At 75.8% G+C, this 24877-nt stretch carries 1 protein-coding gene and 1 pseudogene; both read left to right on the forward strand.

What is annotated here, in order from left to right; all coding sequences use genetic code 11:
• Window positions 1–198 precede the first annotated feature (198 nt).
• Window positions 199–14004 carry a type I polyketide synthase gene (locus tag ACIRNI_RS31190; RefSeq protein ID WP_403556645.1) on the forward strand — a complete coding sequence of 4602 codons (13806 nt, stop codon included), beginning with the start codon at window positions 199–201 and terminating at the stop codon, window positions 14002–14004.
• 138 nt (window positions 14005–14142) lie between these two features.
• Window positions 14143–24840: pseudogene (locus ACIRNI_RS31195) on the forward strand (SDR family NAD(P)-dependent oxidoreductase); the annotation flags it as partial.
• Window positions 24841–24877 lie beyond the last annotated feature (37 nt).

Raw genomic sequence — 24877 nt, forward strand, 5'->3', positions numbered from 1 at the left:
ATCGGCCTTCCCTCGCCGGGGAGTTACCGTCGCGTGACTGTTCGAAAACCCTGCCTCATTAGCCTTTTGAGCATCAGCTTTCAAGGTTTCGTACAAAACTCGCGCGACGAACTCCGGGCACTTTCCGCAGGCGCCGCGAGTGCCCGCGGAATTCATCCGCCGGGGAGTTCACCGAGTGGTCCATGGAGCGACACAGCCATGAAAGGGCAGCCGAGCGTGGTGACGAGTGAGAACAATCCTGTAGCAGCCGGAGCACCCACGGGCAAGGCCGCGAACGCGGGCCCCGGGGAGCCGATCGCTGTCGTGGGGCTGTCCTGCCGGTTCCCCGGTGCGGCGGGGCCGGCGGAGTTCTGGACGCTTCTGCGCGAGGGCGGGAGCGCCGTCACGGAGGTGCCGCCGGGCCGCTGGGACGTGCCCGCGGACGCGGCCCCCGGCACTGCCCCCGGCGCGCGTGAGGGCGCCCGGCGCGGCGGGTTCCTGCCCGACGTGGACCACTTCGACGCGGGCTTCTTCGGCATCTCGCCGCGCGAGGCCGCCGCGATGGACCCGCAGCAGCGGCTGGTGCTGGAGCTGACCTGGGAGGCGCTGGAGGACGCCGGGATCGTGCCGGCGACGCTGCGCGGCACGTCCACCGCGGTGTTCGTCGGCACGCTGCGCGACGACTACACGAACCTGCTGTACCAGTACGGCGCCGACGCGGTCACGCAGCACACGATGACGGGCGTGAACCGCGGCGTCATCGCCAACCGGGTCTCGTACCAACTGGGCCTGCACGGGCCGAGCATGACGGTGGACTCCGCGCAGTCGTCGTCGCTCGTCGCGGTGCACCTGGCGTGCGAGAGCCTGCGCACCGGCGAGTCGACGACCGCGATCGCGGCGGGTGTCAACCTCAACCTGCTGGCGGAGAACGCCCTCACGGAGGAACGTTTCGGCGCCCTCTCCCCCGACGGCGTGTCGTACACCTTCGACGCCCGCGCCAACGGCTTCGTGCCCGGCGAGGGCGGTGGCGTCGTCGTGCTCAAGCCGCTGTCGGCGGCCCTCGCGGACGGCGACCGGATCCACGGCGTGATCCGCGGCACCGCCGTCAACAACGACGGCGCCACCGAGGGCCTGACGGTGCCCGGCCGCGACGCCCAGGAGCAGGTGCTGCGCCTGGCCCACGAGCGGGCCGCGCTGGGCCCCGACGAGACCGTCCAGTACGTGGAGCTGCACGGCACGGGGACGCCGGTCGGCGACCCGATCGAGGCGGCCGCGCTGGGCGCCGCGCTCGGTGCGGACCGCGCGCCCGGTGACCCGCTGCTGGTGGGCTCCGTCAAGACGAACATCGGCCACCTGGAGGGCGCCGCCGGTATCGCGGGGCTCATCAAGACCCTGCTGAGCATCGCGCACCGGGAACTGCCCGCCAGCCTCAACTTCGAGACGCCCAACCCCGCCATCCCGCTGGACGAGCTGGGTCTGGCCGTGCAGCGGGCGCACTCGGCCTGGCCGCGTCCGGACCGGCCGCTGGTGGCGGGTGTCAGCTCCTTCGGCATGGGCGGCACCAACGCCCACGTCGTGGTGGCGGAGGCTCCGTCCGGGCCTGCGGCCGAGGCGCCCGCCGCCGGTCCGGAGAACACTCCCGAGTCCCTTGCCTGGGTCGTCTCGGCGCGCTCGGAGGACGCCCTGCGCGCCCAGGCCGGGCGCCTCGCCGCGTTCGCCGCGCAGGAGGACGCGCCGCGGCCGGTGGACGTCGGCCTGTCGCTGGCGACGAGCCGTACGGTCTTCGCCGAGCGCGCGGTCGTCGTCGGCGCGGACCGGGACGAGCTGGTGGCGGGGCTGCGGGCGCTCGCCGAGGACCGCCCGTCGGGCGCGGTCGTCCGCGCGGACGGCGACGGGACGGCCGCCCCGGGCGGCACCGCGTTCCTGTTCACCGGTCAGGGCGCGCAGCGCACCGGCATGGGCCTGGAGCTGTACGCCGCCCACCCGGTGTACGCCGACGCCTTCGACGCGGTGTGCGCGGAGCTGGACCCGCTGCTGGACCGGCCGCTGCGCGAGGTCATCGCCACCGGTGAGGAACTGGACCGGACCGGATACACGCAACCCGCGCTCTTCGCCACCGAAGTCGCCCTCTACCGGCTCCTGGAGTCCTGGGGCGTCACGCCCGACTACGTCGCCGGCCACTCCATCGGCGAACTGGCGGCCGCCCACATCGCGGGCGTGCTGAGCCTGCCCGACGCGGCCCGGCTGGTCGCCGCCCGCGCCCGGCTGATGCAGGAGCTGCCCACGGGCGGGGCGATGATCGCCCTCCAGGCCACCGAGGACGAAGTCCTCCCGCTGGTCGACGAGATGGCCGACCGCCTGTCCGTCGCCGCCGTCAACGGCCCCGACTCCGTGGTGATCTCGGGAGACGAGGACGCCGCGGAGACGGTCGCCGCGCACTTCCGCGGCCTCGGCCGCAAGACCAAGCGGCTCACCGTCTCGCACGCCTTCCACTCCCCCCGCATGGACGCCATGCTCAAGGAGTTCCACAAGGTCGCCAAGGGCCTCACCTACCACGAGCCGCGCATCCCGGTCGTCTCCACCCTCACCGGCCGCCTCGCGGCCGGCGACGACCTGCGCACCCCGTGCTACTGGTCCGAACAGGTCCGCAGGGCGGTGCGGTTCGCCGACGCCGTCGCGACCCTCCGCGACCTCGGCGCCACCACCCTCCTGGAGGTCGGGCCCGACGCCGTCCTCAGCCCGCTCTCGGGTGCCATCCCCACCCTGCGCGCCGGGCGGCCGGAGGCGCGTACGGTCCTGACGGCCGTGGCGACGGCGTTCACGCGGGGCGCGGACGTCGACTGGGCCGCGGTGCACGGGCCGTGGGGCGGCCGGCGCGTCGCCCTGCCCACGTACGCGTTCCAGCGGCGGCGCCACTGGTTCGACGCGACCACCCGCAAGGAGGCGCTCCTGCCCGCCGCCGTCGACGGCGGCGTACGGGACGAGGCGGTCGCCGCCGTTCCGCGCGGGGCGCTCGGCGAGCGGCTGGCCGCGCTGTCCGGCGAGGAGCGCCGGCGGGCCGTGGCCGAGCTGGTCACCGGGCATGTCCGGGCCGTCCTGGAGTACGGCGACGACGAGCGCCTGGAGCTGCGCACGCCGTTCCAGCAGCTCGGGTTCAGCTCGATGATGACGACCGAACTGCGCGCGGCACTCGCCCGCGCGACCGGTCTCGACCTGCCGACGAGCCTGCTGTTCGACCACCCGACGCCGCAGGCGCTGATCGCGTTCGTGGAGGCGGAGCTGCTGGGTGCGGCCGGCGCCGTCGACACGTTCGTACGCCCCGTCGACGCCGACGAGCCGATCGCCATCGTCGGCATGGCCTGCCGCTACCCCGGCGGCGTGGCCTCCCCGGAGGACCTGTGGCGGATCGTCGCCGAGGGCGTCGACGCGGTCTCGGAGTTCCCCACGGACCGCGGCTGGGACGAGGACCTGTACGACCCCGACCCGGACAGGCCCGGCAAGAGCGCGGTGCGCCACGGCGGGTTCCTGCACGACGCGGGCCGGTTCGACGCCGGCTTCTTCGGCATCTCGCCGCGTGAGGCGCTGGCGATGGACCCGCAGCAGCGGCTGCTGCTGGAGACCGCCTGGGAGGCGATCGAGCGGGCCGGGATCGACCCGGAGGCACTGCGCGGCTCGCGCACGGGCGTCTTCGTGGGCGCCACGGCCCTCGAGTACGGGCCGCGCATGTACGAGGCTCCGGAGAACGTCCGGGGCAGCGTCCTCACCGGCAGCACCGCCAGTGTGATGTCGGGCCGCATCGCCTACCAGCTGGGCCTGCTGGGCCCGGCCGTCACCGCCGACACGGCCTGCTCGTCGTCGCTCGTGGCGCTGCACCTGGCGATCCGCTCGCTGCGTTCGGGCGAGACGAACATGGCGCTGGCGGCCGGCGCGACCGTGATGTCCTCGCCCGGCATGTTCGTGGAGTTCTCCCGGCAGCGCGGCCTCGCCCCCGACGGCCGCTGCAAGTCCTTCGCGGCGGGCGCCGACGGCACCGGCTGGGCCGAGGGCGTCGGCATGCTCCTGGTGGAGCGGCTGTCGGACGCGCGCCGCAACGGCCACCGCGTCCTCGCCGTCGTCCGGGGCTCCGCGATCAACCAGGACGGCGCCTCCAACGGCCTGACCGCGCCCAACGGCCTGTCGCAGCAGCGGGTCATCCGCCAGGCGCTCGCCGACGCGGGCCTGACCACGGCCGACGTGGACGCCGTCGAGGCGCACGGCACCGGCACCCGGCTCGGCGACCCGATCGAGGCCGAGGCGCTGATGGCGACGTACGGCAGCGGCCGGGAGGACCGCGCGCCGGTGTTCCTGGGTTCCCTGAAGTCCAACATCGGCCACGCCCAGGCGGCGGCCGGTGTCGGCGGTGTCATCAAGATGGTGCAGGCCATGCGGCACGGCGTCCTGCCGAGGACGCTGCACGTGGACGAGCCGTCACCGCACGTCGACTGGGCCCGCGGCGCGGTGGAGCTGCTGACCGAGGCGCGCCCGTGGGAGGCGCCCGGGCGGCCGCGGCGCGCGGCGGTGTCGTCGTTCGGCATCAGCGGCACCAACGCCCACGTCGTCCTCGAGGAGGCCCCGCAGGAGGCGGCCGCCCCGGCCGGGGAGCCGGCGGGCCTCGCCGCGCCGGCGCTGCCCGCGCCGTGGCTGCTGTCGGCGCGGGACTCCGCCGCGCTGCGCGACCAGGCCGAACGGTTGCGGGCGTACGCGGCGGGCGACGGCGCGCCGGGCGACGCGGCCGTGGGCCGTGCGCTGGCCACCACCCGCACGGCGTTCGAGCAGCGGGCGGCCGTGGTCGCCGCGGACCGTGCCGGGTTCCTGGCCGGTCTGGCGGCGCTGGCCCGCGGGGAGCAGGCGCCCGGCGTGGTGACGGGCAGTGCGGCGCAGGCGGGCCGTACCGCGTTCCTGTTCACCGGTCAGGGCGCCCAGCGGGTCGGCATGGGCCGTGAGCTGGCGGAGCGCCACCCGGTGTTCGCGGCGGCGCTGGACGAGGTGTTCGCGGCGTTCGCGCCGCACCTGGAGCGGCCGTTGCGCGAGGTCGTGTTCGCGGACCCGGAGGGCCCGGACGCGGCGCTCGTCGACGAGACGACGTACACGCAGCCCGCGCTGTTCGCCGTCGAGGTGGCGCTGTTCCGGCTGCTGGAGCACCACGGGGTGACCCCGGACCTGCTGGCCGGGCACTCGATCGGCGAGCTGGCCGCCGCGCACGCGGCGGGCGTCCTGTCGCTGGACGACGCGGCGAAGCTGGTCGCCGCCCGGGGCCGGCTGATGCAGGCGGCCCGCGTGGGTGGCGCGATGATCGCCGTGCAGGGCCAGGAGGCGGAGATCGCCGCCTCGCTCGCCGGGCACGAGGACGCGGTGGCGATCGCCGCGGTCAACGGGCCCGACTCGGTGGTGATCTCCGGTGACGCGGAGACCGCGGAGCGGATCGCGGCCGAGTGGCGGGAGCGCGGCCGCAGGACGAAGCGCCTGACGGTGTCGCACGCCTTCCACTCGCCGCACATGGACGACATCCTCGACGCGTTCCGCGAGGTCGCCTCCCAGGTGACGTTCCGGGCGCCGCGCATCCCGATCGTGTCCACGGTGACGGGGGCCAGGGCCACGGACGCCGAACTGACCTCGCCGGACTACTGGACCGGGCAGATCCGGGCCACCGTGCGGTTCCTGGACGCGGTGCGCGAGCTGGCCGCCCAGGGCGCGACCGTGTTCGTGGAGGCCGGCCCGGACGCCGTGCTGACCGCGCTCACGCGCGGCGCCCTGGAGGACGTCACGGCCGTGCCGCTGCTGCGGGCCGGGCAGCCGGAGGGCGACACGCTCGTCGAGGGCCTGGCCCGGGCGTACGCGGCGGGCGCGCCGCTGGCCGGGGCGTCGTTCTTCACGGGAGGCGCCGGCTCGGCCGCAGCGGTCGACCTGCCGACGTACGCCTTCCAGCGGGAGCACTACTGGCTGGCGCCGTCGGTGCCGGCGGACGCGCGGAGCCTCGGGCTGGAACCGGCCGGGCATCCGCTGCTGTCCACGACCCTGGACCTGGCGGACCGCGAGGAGGCGGTGTTCACCAGCCGCCTGTCGCTGCGGGGCCACCCGTGGCTGGCGGACCACACCGTCGGCGGGACCGTGCTGGTGCCGGCAACCGCGTTCCTGGAGCTGGCCGCGGCGGCCGGCGACCACCTGGGCGTGCCGCGCGTGGAGGAGCTGACGCTGGAGGCGCCGCTGCCGCTGACGGAGCGTGCGGCGGTCCGCGTCCAGGTGACGGTCGGCGCGGCGGACGCCTCGGGGGTGCGGCCGTTCTCGGTGCACGCCCGCCCCGACACCGGTGACACGGGCGCGGTCCTCGGCGACGACGCGGCCCGCGCCTGGACGCGGCACGCCGCGGGCGCGCTGGCCCCGGCCGTGGAGACGGCGGACGAGCCCGAGCGCCGGACGGCGTGGCCGCCCGAGGGGGCGGTGGAGGCCGACCTGACCGGTGTGTACGAGCGCCTCGCCGCGCTGGGGTACGGGTACGGCCCCGTGTTCCAGGGGCTGCGGGCGATGTGGCGGGCTGGTGACGAGCTGTTCGCCGAGATCCGTCTGCCGCAGGAGCACGCCGAGGCCGCCGCGCGGTTCGCCGTGCACCCGGCGCTGTTCGACGCGGCACTGCACCCGCTGGTGCTGGACGCGGCCGTGGAGGGCGAGTCGGACCGGATCCGGCTGCCGTTCGCCTGGTCCGGGATCGACGTACGGGCCACGGGCGCGGCCGAGGTGCGGCTGCGGATCACGCCGCTCGGCGCGGACAGCTACCGGCTGAGCCTGGCGGACGCCACCGGCGCCCCGGTCGCCGAGGTGGAGTCGCTGGTGCTGCGGCCGATCGCCCGCGAGGACCTGTCGTCCGCGGCGGCCGGCCCGGTGGACGACGCGCTGTTCACGGTGGAGTGGGCGCCGGTGGCGGCGCCCGAGGGCGAGGCCGACCCGTCGTGGGGGGTCGTCGGCGACGACCTGGACGCGGCCGTCGGCGTGGACCTGGCGGTGGTGCGGGTGTCCGGCGCCGCGGGCGCGGACGGCACCCCGGCGGCGGCGCACGACGCGACGGTGCGGGTGTTGGAGCTGGTGCGGCGGTGGCTGGCCGACGACCGGTTCGCCGACGCGCGGCTCGCCGTGGTCACCGGGGGCGCCGTCGCGGCGCTGCCCGGCGAGGACGTCACGGACCTGGGCGCGGCCCCGGTGTGGGGCCTGCTGCGCTCCGTGCAGTCGGAGCACCCGGACCGGGTGCTGCTGATCGACGTGGACACGGCGGACGCGGCCGTGCCGGTCGCGGCGCTCGCCGCGGGCGCGGCGGGCGAGCCGCAGCTGGCGGTGCGCGACGGCGCCCTGTACGCGCCGCGCCTGGCCCGCGCCGGGCGCGGCGCGCGGGCGGCGGAGCGCCGGGGGCTGGACCCCGACGGCACCGTGCTCGTCACGGGCGGCACCGGCGGGCTGGGCGCGCTGTTCGCCCGGCACCTGGTCACCGCGTACGGGGTGCGGCACCTGCTGCTGAGCAGCCGGCGCGGCCCGGACACGCCGGGCGCCGCGGAGCTGGTCGCCGAACTGTCCGCGCTGGGCGCCGAGGTGACGGTCGTCGCCGCGGACGCCGCGGACCGTTCGGCGGTCGAGCGGCTGCTCGCCGTGGTGGACCCGGCGCACCCGCTGACCGCCGTGGTGCACACGGCCGGTGTGCTGGCGGACGGGACCGTGGAGTCGCTGACGGCGGAGCGGGTGGCGACCGTGCTGCGGCCGAAGGTGGACGCGGCCTGGCACCTCCACGAGCTGACGAAGGGTCAGGACCTGGCGTCGTTCGTGCTGTTCTCGTCGGTGTCCGGGCTGACCGGCACCGCCGGGCAGGGCAACTACGCGGCCGCCAACACCTTCCTGGACGCCCTGGCCGCGCACCGGCGCGCCGTCGGCCTGCCGGCCACCGCGCTCGCCTGGGGCCTGTGGGACGGCAGCCACGGCATGGGCGCGTCCCTCACGGACGCGGACCTGGCCCGCTGGAGCCGGGCCGGGATGTCGCCGCTGACGCCCGAGCAGGGCCTGGCCCTGTTCGACTCGGCGCTGGCGGGCGACGAGCCGCTGCTGGCCCCGGCGGCCCTGAACCCGGCGCGGTTCGCGGGCGGCGCGGAGCCCGTACCGGCCCTCTACCGGGGCCTGGTGCGGACCCGTACGCGGCGCTCGGCGGCACGCGCCGCCGAGACGGCCGCGGGCGGCGGTACGGACTGGGGCCGGCAGATCGCCGCGCTCCCCGAGGAGAAGCGCCGCGAGGCGGTCCTCGACCTGGTGCGGGCCACGGTCGCCGGGGTGCTGGGGCACGCGGGCGCGTCGGCCGTCGAGCCGGACCGGGCGTTCAACGACATCGGCTTCGACTCGATGGCCGGCGTGGACCTGCGCAACCGGCTCGCGGCCACCACGGGGCTGCGGCTGCCCGCGACGGCCGTGTTCGACCACCCGACACCGGCGGCGCTGGCCGCGTACCTGCTGACCAGGGTGTCCGCCGCGAAGGCCCCGGCCGCCGCGGCGAAGACGCGGACGCGAGGTGTGTCGGACGAGCCGATCGCCATCGTCGGCATGGCGTGCCGCTACCCGGGCGGGGTGTCCTCGCCGGAGGAGCTGTGGCGGCTGGTCGCCGAGGGCACCGACGCGATCAGCGGGTTCCCGGTGAACCGCGGCTGGGACCTGGACGCCCTGTACGACCCGGACCCGGAGCGCACGGGCACCTCGTACGTCCGCGAGGGCGGGTTCCTGCACGACGCGGACCTGTTCGACCGGGAGTTCTTCGGTATCTCGCCGCGTGAGGCGACCGCGACGGACCCGCAGCAGCGGCTGCTGCTGGAGACGGCGTGGGAGACGTTCGAGAGCGCGGGCATCGACCCGGGCGTGCTGCGCGGCAGCAGCACCGGCGTGTTCACGGGCGCCATGTACGCCGACTACGCGTCGCGCCTGCCGGCCGCGCCGGAGGAGTTCGAGGGGTTCCTGCTCGCCGGGAACCTGTCCAGCGTCATCTCGGGCCGGCTGTCGTACACGTACGGCCTGGAGGGCCCGTCGGTCACCGTCGACACGGCGTGCTCGTCGTCGCTGGTGGCCCTGCACATGGCGGCGAACGCGCTGCGCTCCGGCGAGTGCGACCTGGCCCTGGCCGGCGGTGTGACCGTGATGAACGGCCCGAACACGTTCGTGGAGTTCTCGCGGCAGCGCGGCCTGTCGCCGGACGGGAGGTGCAAGTCGTTCGCGGCGGCCGCCGACGGCACCGGCTGGTCCGAGGGCGTCGGCCTGCTGCTGGTCGAGCGGCTGTCGGACGCGCGCCGCAACGGCCACCGCGTCCTCGCGGTGGTCCGCGGCACGGCCGTCAACCAGGACGGTGCGTCCAACGGGCTCACCGCGCCCAACGGGCCGTCCCAGGAGCGGGTCATCCAGCAGGCGCTGGCGACCGCCGGGCTCCGGCCGGGCGACGTGGACGCCGTCGAGGCGCACGGCACCGGCACCCGGCTCGGCGACCCGATCGAGGCGCAGGCGCTGCTGGCCACGTACGGCCAGGACCGGCCCGACGGGCGTCCCCTGTACCTGGGTTCGCTGAAGTCGAACATCGGCCACAGCCAAGCCGCGGCCGGGGTCGGCGGCGTCATCAAGATGATCGAGGCGATGCGGCACGGCGTCCTGCCCAGGACGCTGCACGTGGACGAGCCGTCCCCGCACGTGGACTGGGACTCCGGCGCGCTGGCCCTGCTGACGGAGGAGACCCCCTGGCCCGAGACGGGTCGGCCGCGGCGCGCGGGTGTGTCCTCGTTCGGCATCAGCGGCACCAACGCCCACGTGATCATCGAGCAGGCCCCGCCGGCGCCGTCCGCCGCCCCGCGCACCGCCCCGCAAGAGGCGGCGCCCGCGGTGGTGCCGTGGATCGTGACCGCCAAGGACGAGGCGGCCCTGCGGGCCCAGGCGGCGCGGCTGCACCGGTACGCCACCGAGGCCCCCGAGGTGTCCGTGGCCGACATCGGCCTGTCCCTCGCCACCGAGCGTGCCGTCCTGGAGCAGGGCGCCGCGGTCGTCGGCCGGGACCGGGAGGAGCTGCTGCGCGGCCTGGCCGCCCTCGCCGACGGTGAGGGCACGCCGGCGGGTGTGGTGCGCGGGCACGCGGCGCGCCCCGGCAAGCGGGCCTTCCTGTTCACCGGTCAGGGCAGCCAGCGGCTCGGCATGGGCCGCGAACTGTACGAGAACAGCCCGGTGTTCGCGCGGGCCCTGGACGAGGTGTGCGCGCACCTCGACACGGAGCTGGCCCGCCCGCTGAAGGACGTGCTGTTCGCCCGTCCGGAGACGGCGGACGCGGCGCTGATCGACCAGACCGCGTTCACGCAGGCCGCGCTGTTCGCGGTGGAGGTGGCGCTGTTCCGCCTGTTCGAGCACCACGGCATCACCCCCGACTATCTGCTGGGCCACTCCATCGGCGAGGTGACGGCCGCCCATCTGGCGGGCGTCCTGGACCTGGCGGACGCCTGCTGCCTGGTCGCCGAGCGCGGCCGGCTGATGCAGGCGGCCCGCGAGGGCGGCGCCATGGCGGCCGTGCAGGCCACGGAGGAGGAGGTGCGCGCCTCGCTCGCGCCGTACGGCGACGCCGTGGCGATCGCGGGCGTCAACGGGCCCGACTCGGTGGTGATCTCGGGTGACGCGGACGCGGTCGACGAACTGACGGCGGCGTGGCGGGCGAAGGGCGCCCGCACGAAGCGGCTGCCGGTGTCGCACGCCTTCCACTCGCCGCACATGGAGGAGGTCCTGGACGAGTTCCGGGAAGTGGCGTCGGAGCTGACGTTCCATCCGCCGCGCATCCCGGTCGTGTCCAACGTGACCGGCACGCTCGCCACCGCCGAGCAGCTGACCTCGCCGGACTACTGGGCCACGCACATCCGGGAGGCGGTGCGCTTCCTGGACGGCGTGCGCTGCCTGGAGGCCGAGGGCGTCACGGACTTCGTGGAGCTGGGCCCGGACGGGGTCCTCACCGCGCTGGCGCAGTCCTGCCTGGAGCGGGAGGCCGGGCTGCTGGTGCCGGCGCTGCGCCGGGACCGCGCCGAGCAGGAGACCGTCATGGGCGCGCTGGCACGGCTGCGCCTGCGGGGTGCGTCGCCCGACTGGTCGACGGTCTTCCCCGGCGCCCGCACGGTGCCGCTGCCCACGTACGCCTTCCAGCGCGACCGCTACTGGCTGGAGGGCGCCGGGTCCCCGGCCGACGCGGCCGGTCTCGGGCTCGCGGCGACCGAGCACCCGCTGATCGGTGCGGCGGTCGGCGTGGCCCACCGCGACGAGCACCTGTTCACCGGGCGGCTGTCCCGGCGCAGCCACCCCTGGCTGGTCGAGCACGCCGTGCACGGCACGGTGCTGCTGCCCGGCACGGGCCTGGTCGAGCTGGCCGCGCGGGCCGGTGAGCGGCTGGGCGCCGAGCGGGTCGAGGAGCTGATGCTGTCGGCGCCGCTGGTGCTGCCCGAGGACGGGGCCGTACAGGTGCAGGTGGTGGTCGGCGAGGCCGACGGGGCGGGCCGCCGCTCCGTGGAGGTGTTCTCCCGACCCGACGACGGCGACGAGTCCGGGGAGCGCCCCTGGACGGCGCACGCCTCCGGCACGCTCGCCCCCGCGACCGGGGCCGCGGGCGCCGCGTTGACGGCGTGGCCGCCGGCGGGAGCGGTCGAGGCGGACCTGAGCGACGTCTACGAGCGGCTCGAAACCCTGGGCTACCAGTACGGGGAGGCGTTCCGCGGGCTGCGCCGGGTGTGGAGCGGCGACGGCGAGATCTTCGCCGAGGTCGCGCTGCCGGAGCCGGTGCGCGGCGACGCCGGGCGGTTCCTGCTGCACCCGGCGCTGCTCGACGCGGCCCTGCACACCCTGCTGCCGGGCGTCGCCGACGAGAAGGGCCAGGCGCGGCTGCCGTTCTCCTGGTCCGGGGTCACGGTCCACGCCGTGGGCGCCTCGGTGCTGCGGGTGCGGCTGGCGGTGTCCGGCCAGGACACCGACGCGCTGGAGGCGGCGCTGACGGTGGCGGACGGCACGGGCGCCCCGGTGGCGACCGTCGAGTCGCTGCTGCTGCGGCCGCTGTCGGCACAGGCCCTGCGCGAGGCGGCCGCGACCACCCGGGACGGGCTGTTCGGCGTCGTCTGGACGCCGCTCGCCCGGCCCGCCGGGGCGGGCACGGTGGACGCCTCCGGCTGGGCGGTCCTCGGCGACGTCACCGTGCCGGGCGCGTCCCGGCACACCGGGCTCGACACCGTCGAGCGGGCCGACACCGTGGTGTACGCGCCGCCCGCCGGGGCGGGCGCGGACACGGCGGAGGACGCCCACGCCGCGCTGCGGGACACCCTCGCCACGGTGCGGGCGTGGCTGGCGGACGAGCGCTTCGCGGACGGCAGGCTCGTCGTGACGACGCGCGGCGCGGTCGCGACCGGTGCCGGCGAGGACGTCACCGACCTGGTCCGGGCGGGTGTGTGGGGTCTGGTCCGGGTGGCCCAGACCGAGAACCCGGGCCGCATCGTCCTCGTCGACCGCGACACGGACGCCCTCGACCCGCGGCACGTCTCCCCCGACGTCCCGCAGGCCGCGGTGCGCGGCACCGCGCTCCTCACGCCGCAGCTGGCCCGCACCGCGGCCGGGGCGGCGGAGGCCGAGGGGCCGCGCTGGGACGGCGGCACGGTCCTCGTCACCGGCGCCACCGGCGCCCTCGGCGGCGTCCTGGGCCGGCACCTGGTCACCCGGCACGGGGCGCGGCACCTGCTGCTCCTCAGCCGCCGCGGCATCGACGCCCCCGGCGCCCGCGACCTGCAAGACGAGCTCACCGGGCTCGGCGCCGAGGTCACGGTGGCCGCGTGCGACGCCGCCGACCGGGAGTCGCTGGCCGCGGTACTGGCCACAATCCCCGAGGACCGGCCGCTCACCGCGGTCGTCCACACGGCGGGCGTCCTCGACGACACGGTGCTCACGGAGCTGACGCCGGAGCGACTGGCGAAGGTCCTGCGGCCGAAGGTCGACGCGGCCTGGAACCTGCACGAGCTGACCAAGGACCAGAACCTGACGGCCTTCGTGCTGTACTCGTCGATCGCGGGCCTCATCGGCAACGCGGGCCAGGCCAACTACGCCGCGGGCAACACCTTCCTCGACGCGCTCGCCCAGCACCGCCGCGCCCACGGCCTGCCCGCCACCAGCCTCGCCTGGGGCCTGTGGGCCGAGGCCAGCACCATCAGCGGCGGCCTCGACGAGACCGACCTGCGCCGGCTCGCCCGGCTGGGTCTGCTGCCGCTGTCGTCGGACGACGCGATGGACCTGTTCGACGCCGCGCCCACCACGGGCGAGGCCGTCCTGGCCGTCACCCGGCTCGACACGGCCGCGCTGCGCCGGCAGCCCGAGCGGCTCCCGGCCGTCCTGCGGGCCCTCGCGCCGAGCGCCCCGCGCCGTACCGCGGCGGCGGGCGGCACGGCGGCCGCGGCGGGCGGCGAGGGCGGGCCGTCCCTGGCGGAGCGCCTCGGCGCGCTGCCGGAGGAGCAGCGCATGGAGGCCCTGACGGACCTGGTGCGCGGTCAGGTCGCCGCGGTGCTGGGGCACGCCGACCCCTCCGCCGTCGACGCCGAACGGGCCTTCCAGGAGCTGGGCTTCGACTCGCTCACCGCCGTGGAGCTGCGCAACCAGCTCAACGCGGCGACCGGGCTGCGGCTGCCGTCCACGCTGGTCTTCGACTACCCGAACCCGGCCGTGCTCGCCGCGTACCTGCGGCAGCAGATCACGGTCGAGGAGGTGTCGGCGGCGACGCCGGTCCTGTCGGACCTGGACCGGCTGAAGGACTCCATCCAGTCGGTCGCCGCGGCCGACCGGGACGCGCTCCAGGAGATCACCGGCCGGCTCAGGGAGCTGCTGGACCTGGCCGCAGCGGCGGCGGGCGACGGCGACGAGGCCGCCGACCGGGACCTGGACACGGCGACCGACGAGGAGCTGTTCGCGCTCCTCGACGACCTGGACTGAGGCCGCGCGATGGCGGCGGACACCGGGGCGCCACGACGCGCCGCGGACACCGAGGCGCGACGACGCGCACACAACGACCTTTCACCACCGAGCCACATCACGTCGGGGAGCTGAGTACACGTGGCGAACGAGCAAGAACTGAGGGAGTACCTCAAGCGGGCCATCGCGGACGCGCGGGACGCGCGCAAGCGCCTGCGCGAGGTCGAGGACAAGGCCCAGGAGCCGATCGCGATCGTCGGCATGGCCTGCCGCTACCCCGGTGGCGTCACCAGCCCCGAGGACCTGTGGCGCCTGGTCTCGGACGGTGTGGACGCGGTCGGCGGCTTCCCGACGAACCGCGGCTGGGACCTGGAGCGGCTGTACGCCCCGGACCCGGACGAGCCCGGTACGTCGTACGCGACCGAGGGCGGCTTCCTGCACGACGCGGACCGCTTCGACCCGGAGTTCTTCGGGATGTCCCCGCGCGAGGCGCTGGCGGTCGACCCGCAGCAGCGGCTGCTGCTGGAGACGACCTGGGAGACCTTCGAGCGGGCCGGCATCGACCCGGCGTCGCTGCGCGGCAGCCGTACCGGCGTGTTCACCGGCCTCATGTACAACGACTACGGCTCCCGGCCCCACCTGCCCGCCGAGGGCAACGAGGGCTATCTGTTCAGCGGCAGCGCCGGCAGCATCGCCTGCGGGCGGCTCGCCTACACGTTCGGCCTGGAGGGCCCCACCGTCACGGTCGACACGGCGTGCTCGTCGTCGCTGGTGGCGATGCACCTCGCGGTGAACGCGCTGCGCTCCGGGGAGTGCGACCTCGCCCTGGCGGGCGGTGCCGCGGTGATGTCGACGCCGACCGCGTTCATCGAGTTCTCGCGGCTGCGCGGGCTCGCCTCCGACGGGCGCTGCAAGTCCTTCTCGGAGCAGGCCGACGGCACCGGCTGGGCCGAGGGCGTCGGCATGCTGCTGGTCGAGCGGCTGTCGGACGCGCGCCGCAACGGCCACCGCGTCCTCGCCGTCATCCGCGGCTCGGCCGTCAACCAGGACGGCGCCTCCAACGGCCTCACCGCCCCCAACGGGCCGTCGCAGGAGCGCGTCATCCGCCAGGCCCTCGCCAACGCCGGCCTCCAGCCCCGCGACGTGGACGCCGTGGAGGCCCACGGCACCGGTACGGCCCTGGGCGACCCGATCGAGGCGCAGGCCCTGCTCGCCACGTACGGGCAGGACCGGCCCGAGGGGCGTCCCCTGTGGCTGGGGTCGCTCAAGTCGAACATCGGCCACGCCCAGGCGGCGGCCGGTGTCGGCGGCGTCATCAAGATGATCGAGGCCATGCGGCACGGCGTCCTGCCGAGGACGCTGCACGCCGAGGAGCGCTCGTCCCGCATCGACTGGGAGGCGGGCGCGGTCGAGCTGCTGACCGAGGCCCGCCCGTGGCCGAAGACCGATACGCCGCGCCGCGCGGGTGTGTCGTCGTTCGGCTTCGGCGGCACCAACGCGCACGTCGTGATCGAAGAGCCGATCGAGGACCCGGAGGAGGCCGCTCCCGCCGAGGGCTCCCCCGACGAGCCGGGCGCGGCCGCCCTGCCGGTGAACGCGTGGGTGCTGTCCGCCCGTACGCCGGATGCCCTGGCGGGTCAGGCCGCGCGGCTGCTGGCGTACGCCGAGGAACGGGACGGGCTCGACCTGACCGCGGTGGGGCACTCGCTCCTGTCCACGCGCGCCCTGTTCGACCACCGCGCGGTGGTGACCGGTGCCGACCGGGACGAACTGCTGGCGGGGCTGCGAGCCCTGGCCGCCGGGCAGTCGGCACCGCACGTGGCCCAGGGCACCAAGACCGCCGGGAAGACCGCCTTCCTGTTCACCGGTCAGGGCGCACAGCGCACCGGCATGGGCCTGGAGCTGTACGCCACCTACCCGGCCTACGCGGAAGCCTTCGACGCCGTCTGCGCGGAGCTGGACCCGCTGCTGGACCGGTCGCTGCGCGAGGTCATCGCCACCGGTGAGGAACTCGACCAGACCGGCTACACCCAGCCCGCGCTCTTCGCCACCGAAGTCGCCCTCTACCGGCTCCTGGAGTCCTGGGGCGTCACCCCCGACTACGTCGCCGGCCACTCCATCGGCGAACTGGCCGCCGCCCACATCGCCGGCGTCCTCAGCCTGCCCGACGCCGCCCGACTGGTCGCCGCCCGCGCCCGGTTGATGCAGGAGCTGCCCACCGGCGGCACGATGATCGCCCTCCAGGCCACCGAGGACGAAGTCCTCCCCCTCCTCGCCGACCAGGCCGACCGCCTCTCGATCGCCGCGATCAACGGCCCCGACTCGGTCGTCGTCTCCGGCGACGAGGCGGCGGCCTCCGACGTGGCGGCGCACTTCCGCGATCTCGGCCGCAAGACCAAGCAGCTGACCGTCTCGCACGCCTTCCACTCACCCCGCATGAACGGCATGCTCGACGAATTCCGCCGCATCGCCGCCGAACTCACCTACAACGAACCGCGCATCCCCGTCGTCTCCACCCTCACCGGCACCCTCGCCACCGGCGACGACCTGCGCACCCCCACCTACTGGGCCGACCAGGTCCGCCAAGCCGTCCGCTTCGCCGACGCAGTGGCAACCCTCCACGACCACGGCGCCACCACCCTCCTGGAAATCGGCCCCGACGCCGTCCTCAGCCCCCTCGCCGACGCCACCCCCACCCTCCGCAAGAACCGCCCCGAAGCCCACCAGCTCGTGACAGCCCTCGGAGTGCTGCACAGCCGGGGCGTGCGCGTCGACTGGGAGGGCTTCCTCGGCGGGAGCCGGGGCGAGCCGGTCGACCTGCCGACGTACGCCTTCCAGCGCGACCGCTACTGGCTGGACGCCACCGACGCCCCGGCCGACGCCTCCGGCTTCGGCCTGCACGCGACGGAACACCCGATCCTGGGTGCCACCGTGGAGCTGGCGGACGGCGACCACACGCTCTTCACGAGCCGGTTGTCGCTCGCCACGCACCCGTGGCTCGCGGACCACGCCGTGGCCGGTACGGCGCTGCTGCCGGGTACCGGTTTCGTGGAGCTGGCGGTCCGCGCGGGCGAGCAGCTGGGCTGCGCGCGCCTGGAGGAGCTGACCCTGTCGGCGCCGCTGGTGCTGCCCGAGCAGGGCGGCGTACAGGTGCAGGTCGTCGTGCGCGACGGGGACAGCGCGGCCGGCGGGCACCGGGCGATCGAGGTGTACTCCCGGCGCGAGGGCGACGCGGGCGGCGACGCCGGCCCGTGGACGCTGCACGCCAGGGGCACGCTGGCACCCGCCGCTCCCGCCGAGCAGGGCACCGCCCTGGTGGCGTGGCCGCCGGCCGGTGCCGCCGAGGTCGAGCTGACGGACGTGTACCAGCGCCTGCTGGACGAGGAGTACGCGTACGGAGGCCCCTTCCGCGGCCTGCGCCGCCTGTGGCGCGGCGCGGACGGCGAGCTGTTCGCCGAGGTCGTGCTGCCGGAGGAGGCGCGGGGCGACGCCGGGCGGTTCCTGCTGCACCCGGCGCTGCTCGACGCGGCCCTGCACCCGCTGCTGCCGGGCGTGGCCGACGCGGACCGCGCGGCGATGCTGCCGTTCTCCTGGTCCGGGGTGCGGGTGTACGCGTCGGGCGCGACGGCGCTGCGTGTGCGGCTGACCCCGTCGGGCGCGGACACGGTGTCCCTCGCCGTGGCGGACACGGTGGGCGCCCCCGTGGCGTCCGTCGAGTCGCTGCTGCTGCGGCCGCTGTCGAAGGAGGCGCTGCGGGAGGCCGCGTCGACGGCGCGGGACGGGCTGTTCCGGGTCGTGTGGTCGGCGGGAGCGCCGGCGGCGGCGCCGGTGGACGCGTCGGACTGGGCGGTCGTCGGCGGGGTCGCCGTCGAGGGCGCCCCGCGGTACGCGTCGCCGGCCGAGGTCCCGGCCGGGACCGGCACGGTCGTGTACGCGCCGGCCCCGGCGTACGGCTCCGACGACGTGGCCGGGGCGGCGCACGCTCTGCTGCGCGACACGCTGGCGGCGCTCCAGGCGTGGCTGGCGGACGAGCGGCGGGCCGACGCGACCCTGGTCGTGGCGACGCGCGGCGCGGTCGCGACCGGCGACGGCGAGGACGTCACGGACCTGGCGCACGCCGGTGTGTGGGGTCTGGTCCGGGTGGCCCAGAGCGAGAACCCGGGCCGTATCGTCCTGGTCGACGTCGACACGGACATCCTCGACCCGCGGCACGTCTCCCCCGACGTGCCCCAGCTCGCGGTCCGAGGCGGGACGGTCCTGACGCCGCAGCTGGCCCGTACGACGACCGCCGCCGCCGAGGAGGCCGAGGGGCCGCGCTGGGACGGCGGCACGGTCCTCGTCACCGGCGCCACCGGCGCCCTCGGCGGCGTCCTGGCGCGGCACCTGGTCACCCGGCACGGGGCGCGGCACCTGCTGCTCCTCAGCCGCCGCGGCATCGACGCCCCCGGCGCCCGCGACCTGCGGGACGAACTGACCGGACTGGGCGCGCAGGTCACGGTGGCCGCGTGCGACGCCGCCGACCGGGAGTCGCTGGCCGCGGTACTGGCCGGAATCCCGGCGGACCAGCCGCTGACCGCGGTCGTCCACACAGCGGGCGTCCTCGACGACGGGCTCCTGTCGTCGCTCACCGCCGAACGGCTGGCGAAGGTCCTCCAGCCGAAGGTCGACGCGGCCTGGAACCTGCACGAGCTGACCAAGGACCAGGACCTGACGGCCTTCGTCCTGTACTCGTCGATCGCCGGTCTGATCGGCAACGCGGGCCAGGCCAACTACGCCGCGGGCAACACCTTCCTCGACGCGCTCGCCCAGCACCGCCGCGCCCACGGCCTGCCCGCCACCAGTCTCGCCTGGGGCCTGTGGGCCGAGGCCAGCACCATCAGCGGCGGCCTCGACGAGACGGACCTGAAGCGCATCGAGCGCACGGGCCTGCTGCCGCTGTCGTCGGACGACGCGATGGACCTGTTCGACGCCGCTCCCACCACGGGCGAGGCCGTCCTGGCCGTCACCCGGCTCAACACGGCCGCGCTGCGCCGGCAGGACGACCCGCAGCTCCTGCTGCGCGGGCTCGTACCCGCGGCTCCGCGCCGCGCCGCCGCCGCGTCGGCGGCGGGCGGCGGGGACGCCGGGTCGCCGCTGGCGCAGCGGTTCGCGGGCCTGTCGCCGGACGAGCGCCGGCAGGCGCTCACGGACCTGGTGCGCGCCCAGGTGGCCGGGGTGCTCGGCCACGCCGACCCGGCCGCGATCGGGGCCGAACGGGCCTTCCAGGAGATCGGCTTCGACTCCCTCACCGCCGTCGAGCTGCGCAACCAGCTCAACAAGGTGAGCGGGCTGCGGCTGCCGACCACGCTGGTCTTCGACCACCCCAACCCGGCGGCGCTCGCCGCGCACCTGGACGCGGAGCTGTTCGGCTCGGCGCCCGAGGCGGCCCCGGCCGCGGTGACGGCCGACTCCTCGTCGCTGGAGCCGATCGCGATCGTCGGCATGGCCTGCCGCTACCCCGGCGGCGTCAACGGGCCCGAGGACCTGTGGCGGCTCGTCGCCGACGGCGTCGACGCCATCACCGAGTTCCCGTCCAACCGCGGCTGGGACCTGGAGAACCTGTACCACCCCGACCCGGAGCACACCGGCACCACGTACGCCAGGGGCGGCGGGTTCCTGCACGACGCCGACCGGTTCGACCCCGAGTTCTTCGGGATGTCGCCGCGCGAGGCGCTCGCCACCGACCCGCAGCAGCGGCTGCTGCTGGAGGCCGCGTGGGAGACCCTGGAGAACGCCGGCATCGTCCCCGCGTCGCTGCGCGGCAGCCGTACCGGCGTGTTCACCGGCGTGATGTACCACGACTACGGCTCCCAGCTGGACAGCGTCCCCGAGGACCTGGAGGGCTACCTCGCCAGCGGCAACGCGGGCAGCGTCGCCTCCGGCCGGGTGTCGTACACGCTGGGCCTCGAAGGCCCCGCGGTCACCGTCGACACGGCCTGCTCGTCGTCGCTCGTGGCCCTGCACATGGCGGCCGGCGCCCTGCGCTCGGGCGAGTGCGACCTCGCCCTGGCCGGCGGCGTGACCGTGATGGCGAGCCCGACCTCGTACGTGGAGTTCTCGCGGCAGCGCGGCCTGGCGCCCGACGGGCGGTGCAAGCCGTTCGCGGCGGCCGCCGACGGCACCGGCTGGTCCGAGGGCGTCGGTCTGCTCCTCGTGGAGCGGCTGTCGGACGCCCGCCGCAACGGCCACCAGGTGCTCGCCGTCATCCGGGGCACGGCCGTCAACCAGGACGGCGCGTCGAACGGCCTGACCGCGCCCAACGGCCCCTCCCAGGAGCGGGTCATCCGCCAGGCCCTCGCCAACGCCCGCCTCCAGCCGCGCGACGTGGACGTGGTGGAGGCGCACGGCACGGGCACGAGGCTCGGCGACCCGATCGAGGCGCAGGCCCTGCTGGCCACGTACGGCCAGGACCGGCCCGAGGGACAGCCGCTCTACCTGGGCTCGCTCAAGTCGAACATCGGCCACAGCCAGGCGGCGGCCGGTGTCGGCAGCGTCATCAAGATGATCGAGTCCATGCGGCACGGCGTCCTGCCGAAGACCCTGCACGTCGACCGGCCGACCAGTCACGTCGACTGGGAGGCGGGCGCGGTCGAGCTGCTGACCGAGGCCCGCCCGTGGGAGGCGCCGGGACGGCCACGGCGCGCGGCGGTGTCGTCGTTCGGCATCAGCGGCACCAACGCCCATGTCGTCCTGGAGGAGCCCCCGGCCGCCGACGCGGCGCAGGACGCTCCCGCCGTCGCCCTGCCGGTCACGCCGTGGGCGCTGTCCGGCCGTACGCCCGAGGCGGTGTCCGACCAGGCCGCGCGGCTGCTGGCATACGCCGAGGAACGGGACGGGCTCGACCTGACCGCGGTGGGGCACTCGCTCCTGTCCACGCGCGCCCTGTTCGACCACCGCGCGGTGGTGACCGGTGCCGACCGCGACGAACTGCTGGCGGGGCTGCGGGCCCTGGCCGCCGGGCAGTCGGCACCGTACGTGGCGCAGGGCACCAAGACCGCCGGGAAGACCGCCTTCCTGTTCACCGGTCAGGGCGCACAGCGCACCGGCATGGGCCTGGAGCTGTACGAGACCTACCCGGCCTACGCGAAGGCCTTCGACGCCGTCTGCGCCGAACTGGACCCCCTGCTGGACAAGCCACTGCGCGAGATCATCGCCACCGGTGAGGAACTCGACCAGACCGGCTACACCCAGCCCGCCCTGTTCGCCACCGAAGTCGCGCTCTACCGGCTCGTCGAGTCCTGGGGCGTCGCCCCCGACTACGTCACCGGCCACTCCATCGGCGAACTGGCCGCCGCCCACATCGCCGGCGTCCTCAGCCTGCCCGACGCGGCCCGACTGGTCGCCGCCCGCGCCCGGTTGATGCAGGAGCTGCCCACGGGAGGGGCGATGATCGCCCTCCAGGCCACCGAGGACGAAGTCCTCCCCCTCCTGAAGGACGTCGGGGACCGGCTGTCGATCGCGGCCATCAACGGGCCCGACTCGGTCGTGATCTCCGGCGACGAGGCAGCCGCCATCGAGGTCGCCGCACATATCCAGAACCTGGGCCGCAAGACCAAGCAGCTGACCGTCTCGCACGCCTTCCACTCACCCCGCATGGACGGCATGCTCGACGAATTCCGCAGCATCGCCGCCGAACTCACCTACAACGAACCGCGGATCCCCGTCGTCTCGACGCTCACCGGCACCCTCGCCACCGGCGACGACCTGCGCACCCCCGCCTACTGGGCCGACCAGGTCCGCCAAGCCGTCCGCTTCGCCGACGCAGTGGCAACCCTCCACGACCACGGCGCCACCACCCTCCTGGAAATCGGCCCCGACGCCGTCCTCAGCCCCCTCGCCGACGCCACCCCCACCCTCCGCAAAAACCGCCCCGAAGCCCACCAGCTCGTGACAGCCCTCGGAGTGCTGCACAGCCGGGGCGTGCGCGTCGACTGGCGGGCGCTGTTCGCGGGTTCCGGTGCCGAGGCGGAGCCGCGTCCGGTGGCGCTGCCGACGTACGCGTTCCAGCACCGGGCGTTCTGGCTCACCGGTACCGCCGGGGGCGGGGACTCCGGGTACGGCCTGGCCGCCACCGGTCATCCGCTGCTGGGTGCGGCGGTCACCGTGGCGGGAGCCGAACAGACGCTGTTCACGGGTCGCTTGTCGGCGCGTACGCACCCGTGGCTGGCCGAGCAGGCCGTGTTCGACGCGCCGGTGGTGCCGGCGTCCGCGCTGGTCGAGATGGCCGTGCGGGCCGGTGACGAGCTGGGCCTGCCGGGCTCGGTGGAGCTGGACCTGGTGGCGCCCGTGGTGCTGCCGGCGGACGGCGCGGTGCAATTGCAGCTGGGCGTGGGCCCGGCGGACGCGTCCGGCCGCAGGCCGTTCACCGTGCACAGCCGCGGCGAGGACGCCGGGGCGGACGCGGTGTGGACGGTCCACGCCCGGGGCTTCCTGGTGCCGGCCGGTGCGGACACGCCGGAGGGCCCGTCGGCGCACGTGCCGTCGGACGGCCCGTCGGTGGAGGTGCGGCTGCCGGAGGACCTGCTGCCGGACGCCGCCCGCTACGAGCTGCACCCGGCACTGCTGGAGGCCGCGGTGACCGCGGTCGCCGGCGACGGCGACGGCGAGCCGGGGACCACCCGGGTGCCGGCGCGCTGGGAGCAGGTGCGGCTGCACGCGAGCGGCGCGACCGCCGTCCGCGTACGGGTCGCGCCGGTCGAGCTGCCCGAGGCCGCCGAGGAGGCGGACGCCGAGGCCGGCGGTGCGGTGGACGCGCACGCGGTCGCGGTGGTGCTGGCCGACGCGGAGGACCGTCCGGTCGTCACGATCGGGCGGCTGGTCTTCCGGGACGTGCCGGACACGGCGTTCAGCGGGGCCGCCGCGGACGCGGCCCGGCCGCTGTTCGAACTGGACTGGGAGCGTGCCGCGCTGCCGGCTCCGGACGCGCCGCTCCACTGGGGCGTGCTCGACGGGGACGGCCTGGACGCGGCGGGCGCCGTCGCGGCTGCCGTCGCGGGTGCCGAGGTGCCCGTGTTCGACGAGGTGACCGCGGTCGGCAAGGCCGTGGAGGCCGGGGCCGGGGTGGACGCCGTACTGGCCCGGTTCGCGGCGGGTGCCACGGACGACGTGGTGGGCGCCGCCCACGCGGCGGCGCGGCGGGCGCTCGGCCTGGTGCAGGAGTGGCTGGCCGAGCCGCGCCTCACCGGTACGCGGCTGGTGGTCCTGACGCACGGCGCCGTCGACACGGGCGCCGAGGGCGTGCCCGAGCCGGCCGCGGCGACCGTCTGGGGGCTGCTGCGGTCGGCCCAGGCGGAGGCGCCGGACCGGCTGACGCTGGTCGACCTGGACGAGGTGCCGGACGCCACGGCCGAGCTGCTGTCCGCGGTGGTCGCCTCGGGCGAGCCGCAGGCGGCGGTGCGCGGCGGTGCGGTGCTGCTGCCGAGGCTGCGCCGTACGCCGGTCGGTGACGCGCGAGGCGGTACGACGGGCCGGGCCACGGCCTGGGACCCGGACGGCACCGTGCTGATCACGGGCGGTACGGGCGCCCTGGGCGGCCTGTTCGCCCGGCACCTGGTCGCCGAGCACGGCGTGCGGCACCTGCTGCTGCTGAGCCGCCGCGGGGCCGGGGCGCCGGGTGCGGCCGAGCTGGAGGCGGAGCTGTCGGCGCTGGGCGCGCGGGTCACGTTCGCGGCGTGCGACGTGGCCGACCGCGAGGCGCTGGCGGCCGCGCTGGCCGCCGTACCGGCCGCGCATCCGCTGCGCGGTGTCGTGCACACGGCCGGGGTCCTGGACAACGGGCTGGTGCCGGCGCTGACCGAGGACGGTCTGGACGCGGTGCTCCGCCCGAAGGCGGACGCGGCCTGGTACCTGCACGAGCTGACGGAGCACCTGGACCTGTCCGCGTTCGTCCTGTTCTCGTCCAGCGTGGGCGTGATCGGCGGGCCGGGGCAGTCCAACTACGCGGCGGCCAACGCGTTCCTGGACGGGCTGGCCGGCCACCGGGCGGCCCGGGGGCTTGCGGCGACGTCGATCGCCTGGGGCCTGTGGGGCCTGAGCTACGGCATCAACGGGGACCTGACGGACAACGACCTGGCGCGGTTCGGCCGCGAGGGTTTCCGGCCCGTGTCGCCGGAGGAGGGCACGGCGCTGTTCGACTCGGCGCTCGCCGACAGCACGGCCGCCGTGGTGGCCCTGCCCGTGGACCTGTCCGCGATGCGGGCGCACGGCCAGGTGCCGCCGGCCTTCCGGTCGCTGGTGCGGGTGGCGGGCCGGCGGGTGGCCCGGTCGGGCGGCGGCGAGGTGGAGTCGCTGGCGCGGCGGCTGGCCGGGCTGTCGGCCGTGGAGCGCCGGCAGACGGTCCTCGACCTGGTGCGTACGGAGGTCGCGGCGGTGCTGGGGCACTCCGGGGTCGACGCGGTCCACGCGGGGCGCGCGTTCCAGGAGATGGGCTTCGACTCCATGACGGCGGTGGAGCTGCGGAACCGGCTGAACGCCAGGACCGGGGTGCGGCTGGCCGCGACCGTGGTGTTCGACCACCCGAGCCCGGAGGCGCTGGCCGAGCACATCGTGGCCGAGGTGGCGCCGGAGGGCGACGGCTCGGGCGCGTCCCAGCCGCTGCTGGCCGAACTGGACCGGCTGGACGCGGCCCTGGCGGAGCTGGGCGACGACGCCGCCGCTCGCACGGCGGTCTCCGTACGGCTCCAGACGCTGCTCTCGCGGCTCAACGAGACCGCGGCGCAGAACGGCCAGGACGAGGAGGTGGCCGAGGCCCTGGAGGCGGCCACCGCGGAGGACCTCTTCGACTTCATCGACAACCAGCTCGGTCGCAGCGCGAACTGATGACCCCACGAACCAGCCCGAGGAGAAGTTGATCACG

This window comes from Streptomyces sp. NPDC093546 (genome assembly GCF_044765045.1).
Taxonomy (GTDB): Bacteria; Actinomycetota; Actinomycetes; order Streptomycetales; family Streptomycetaceae; genus Streptomyces.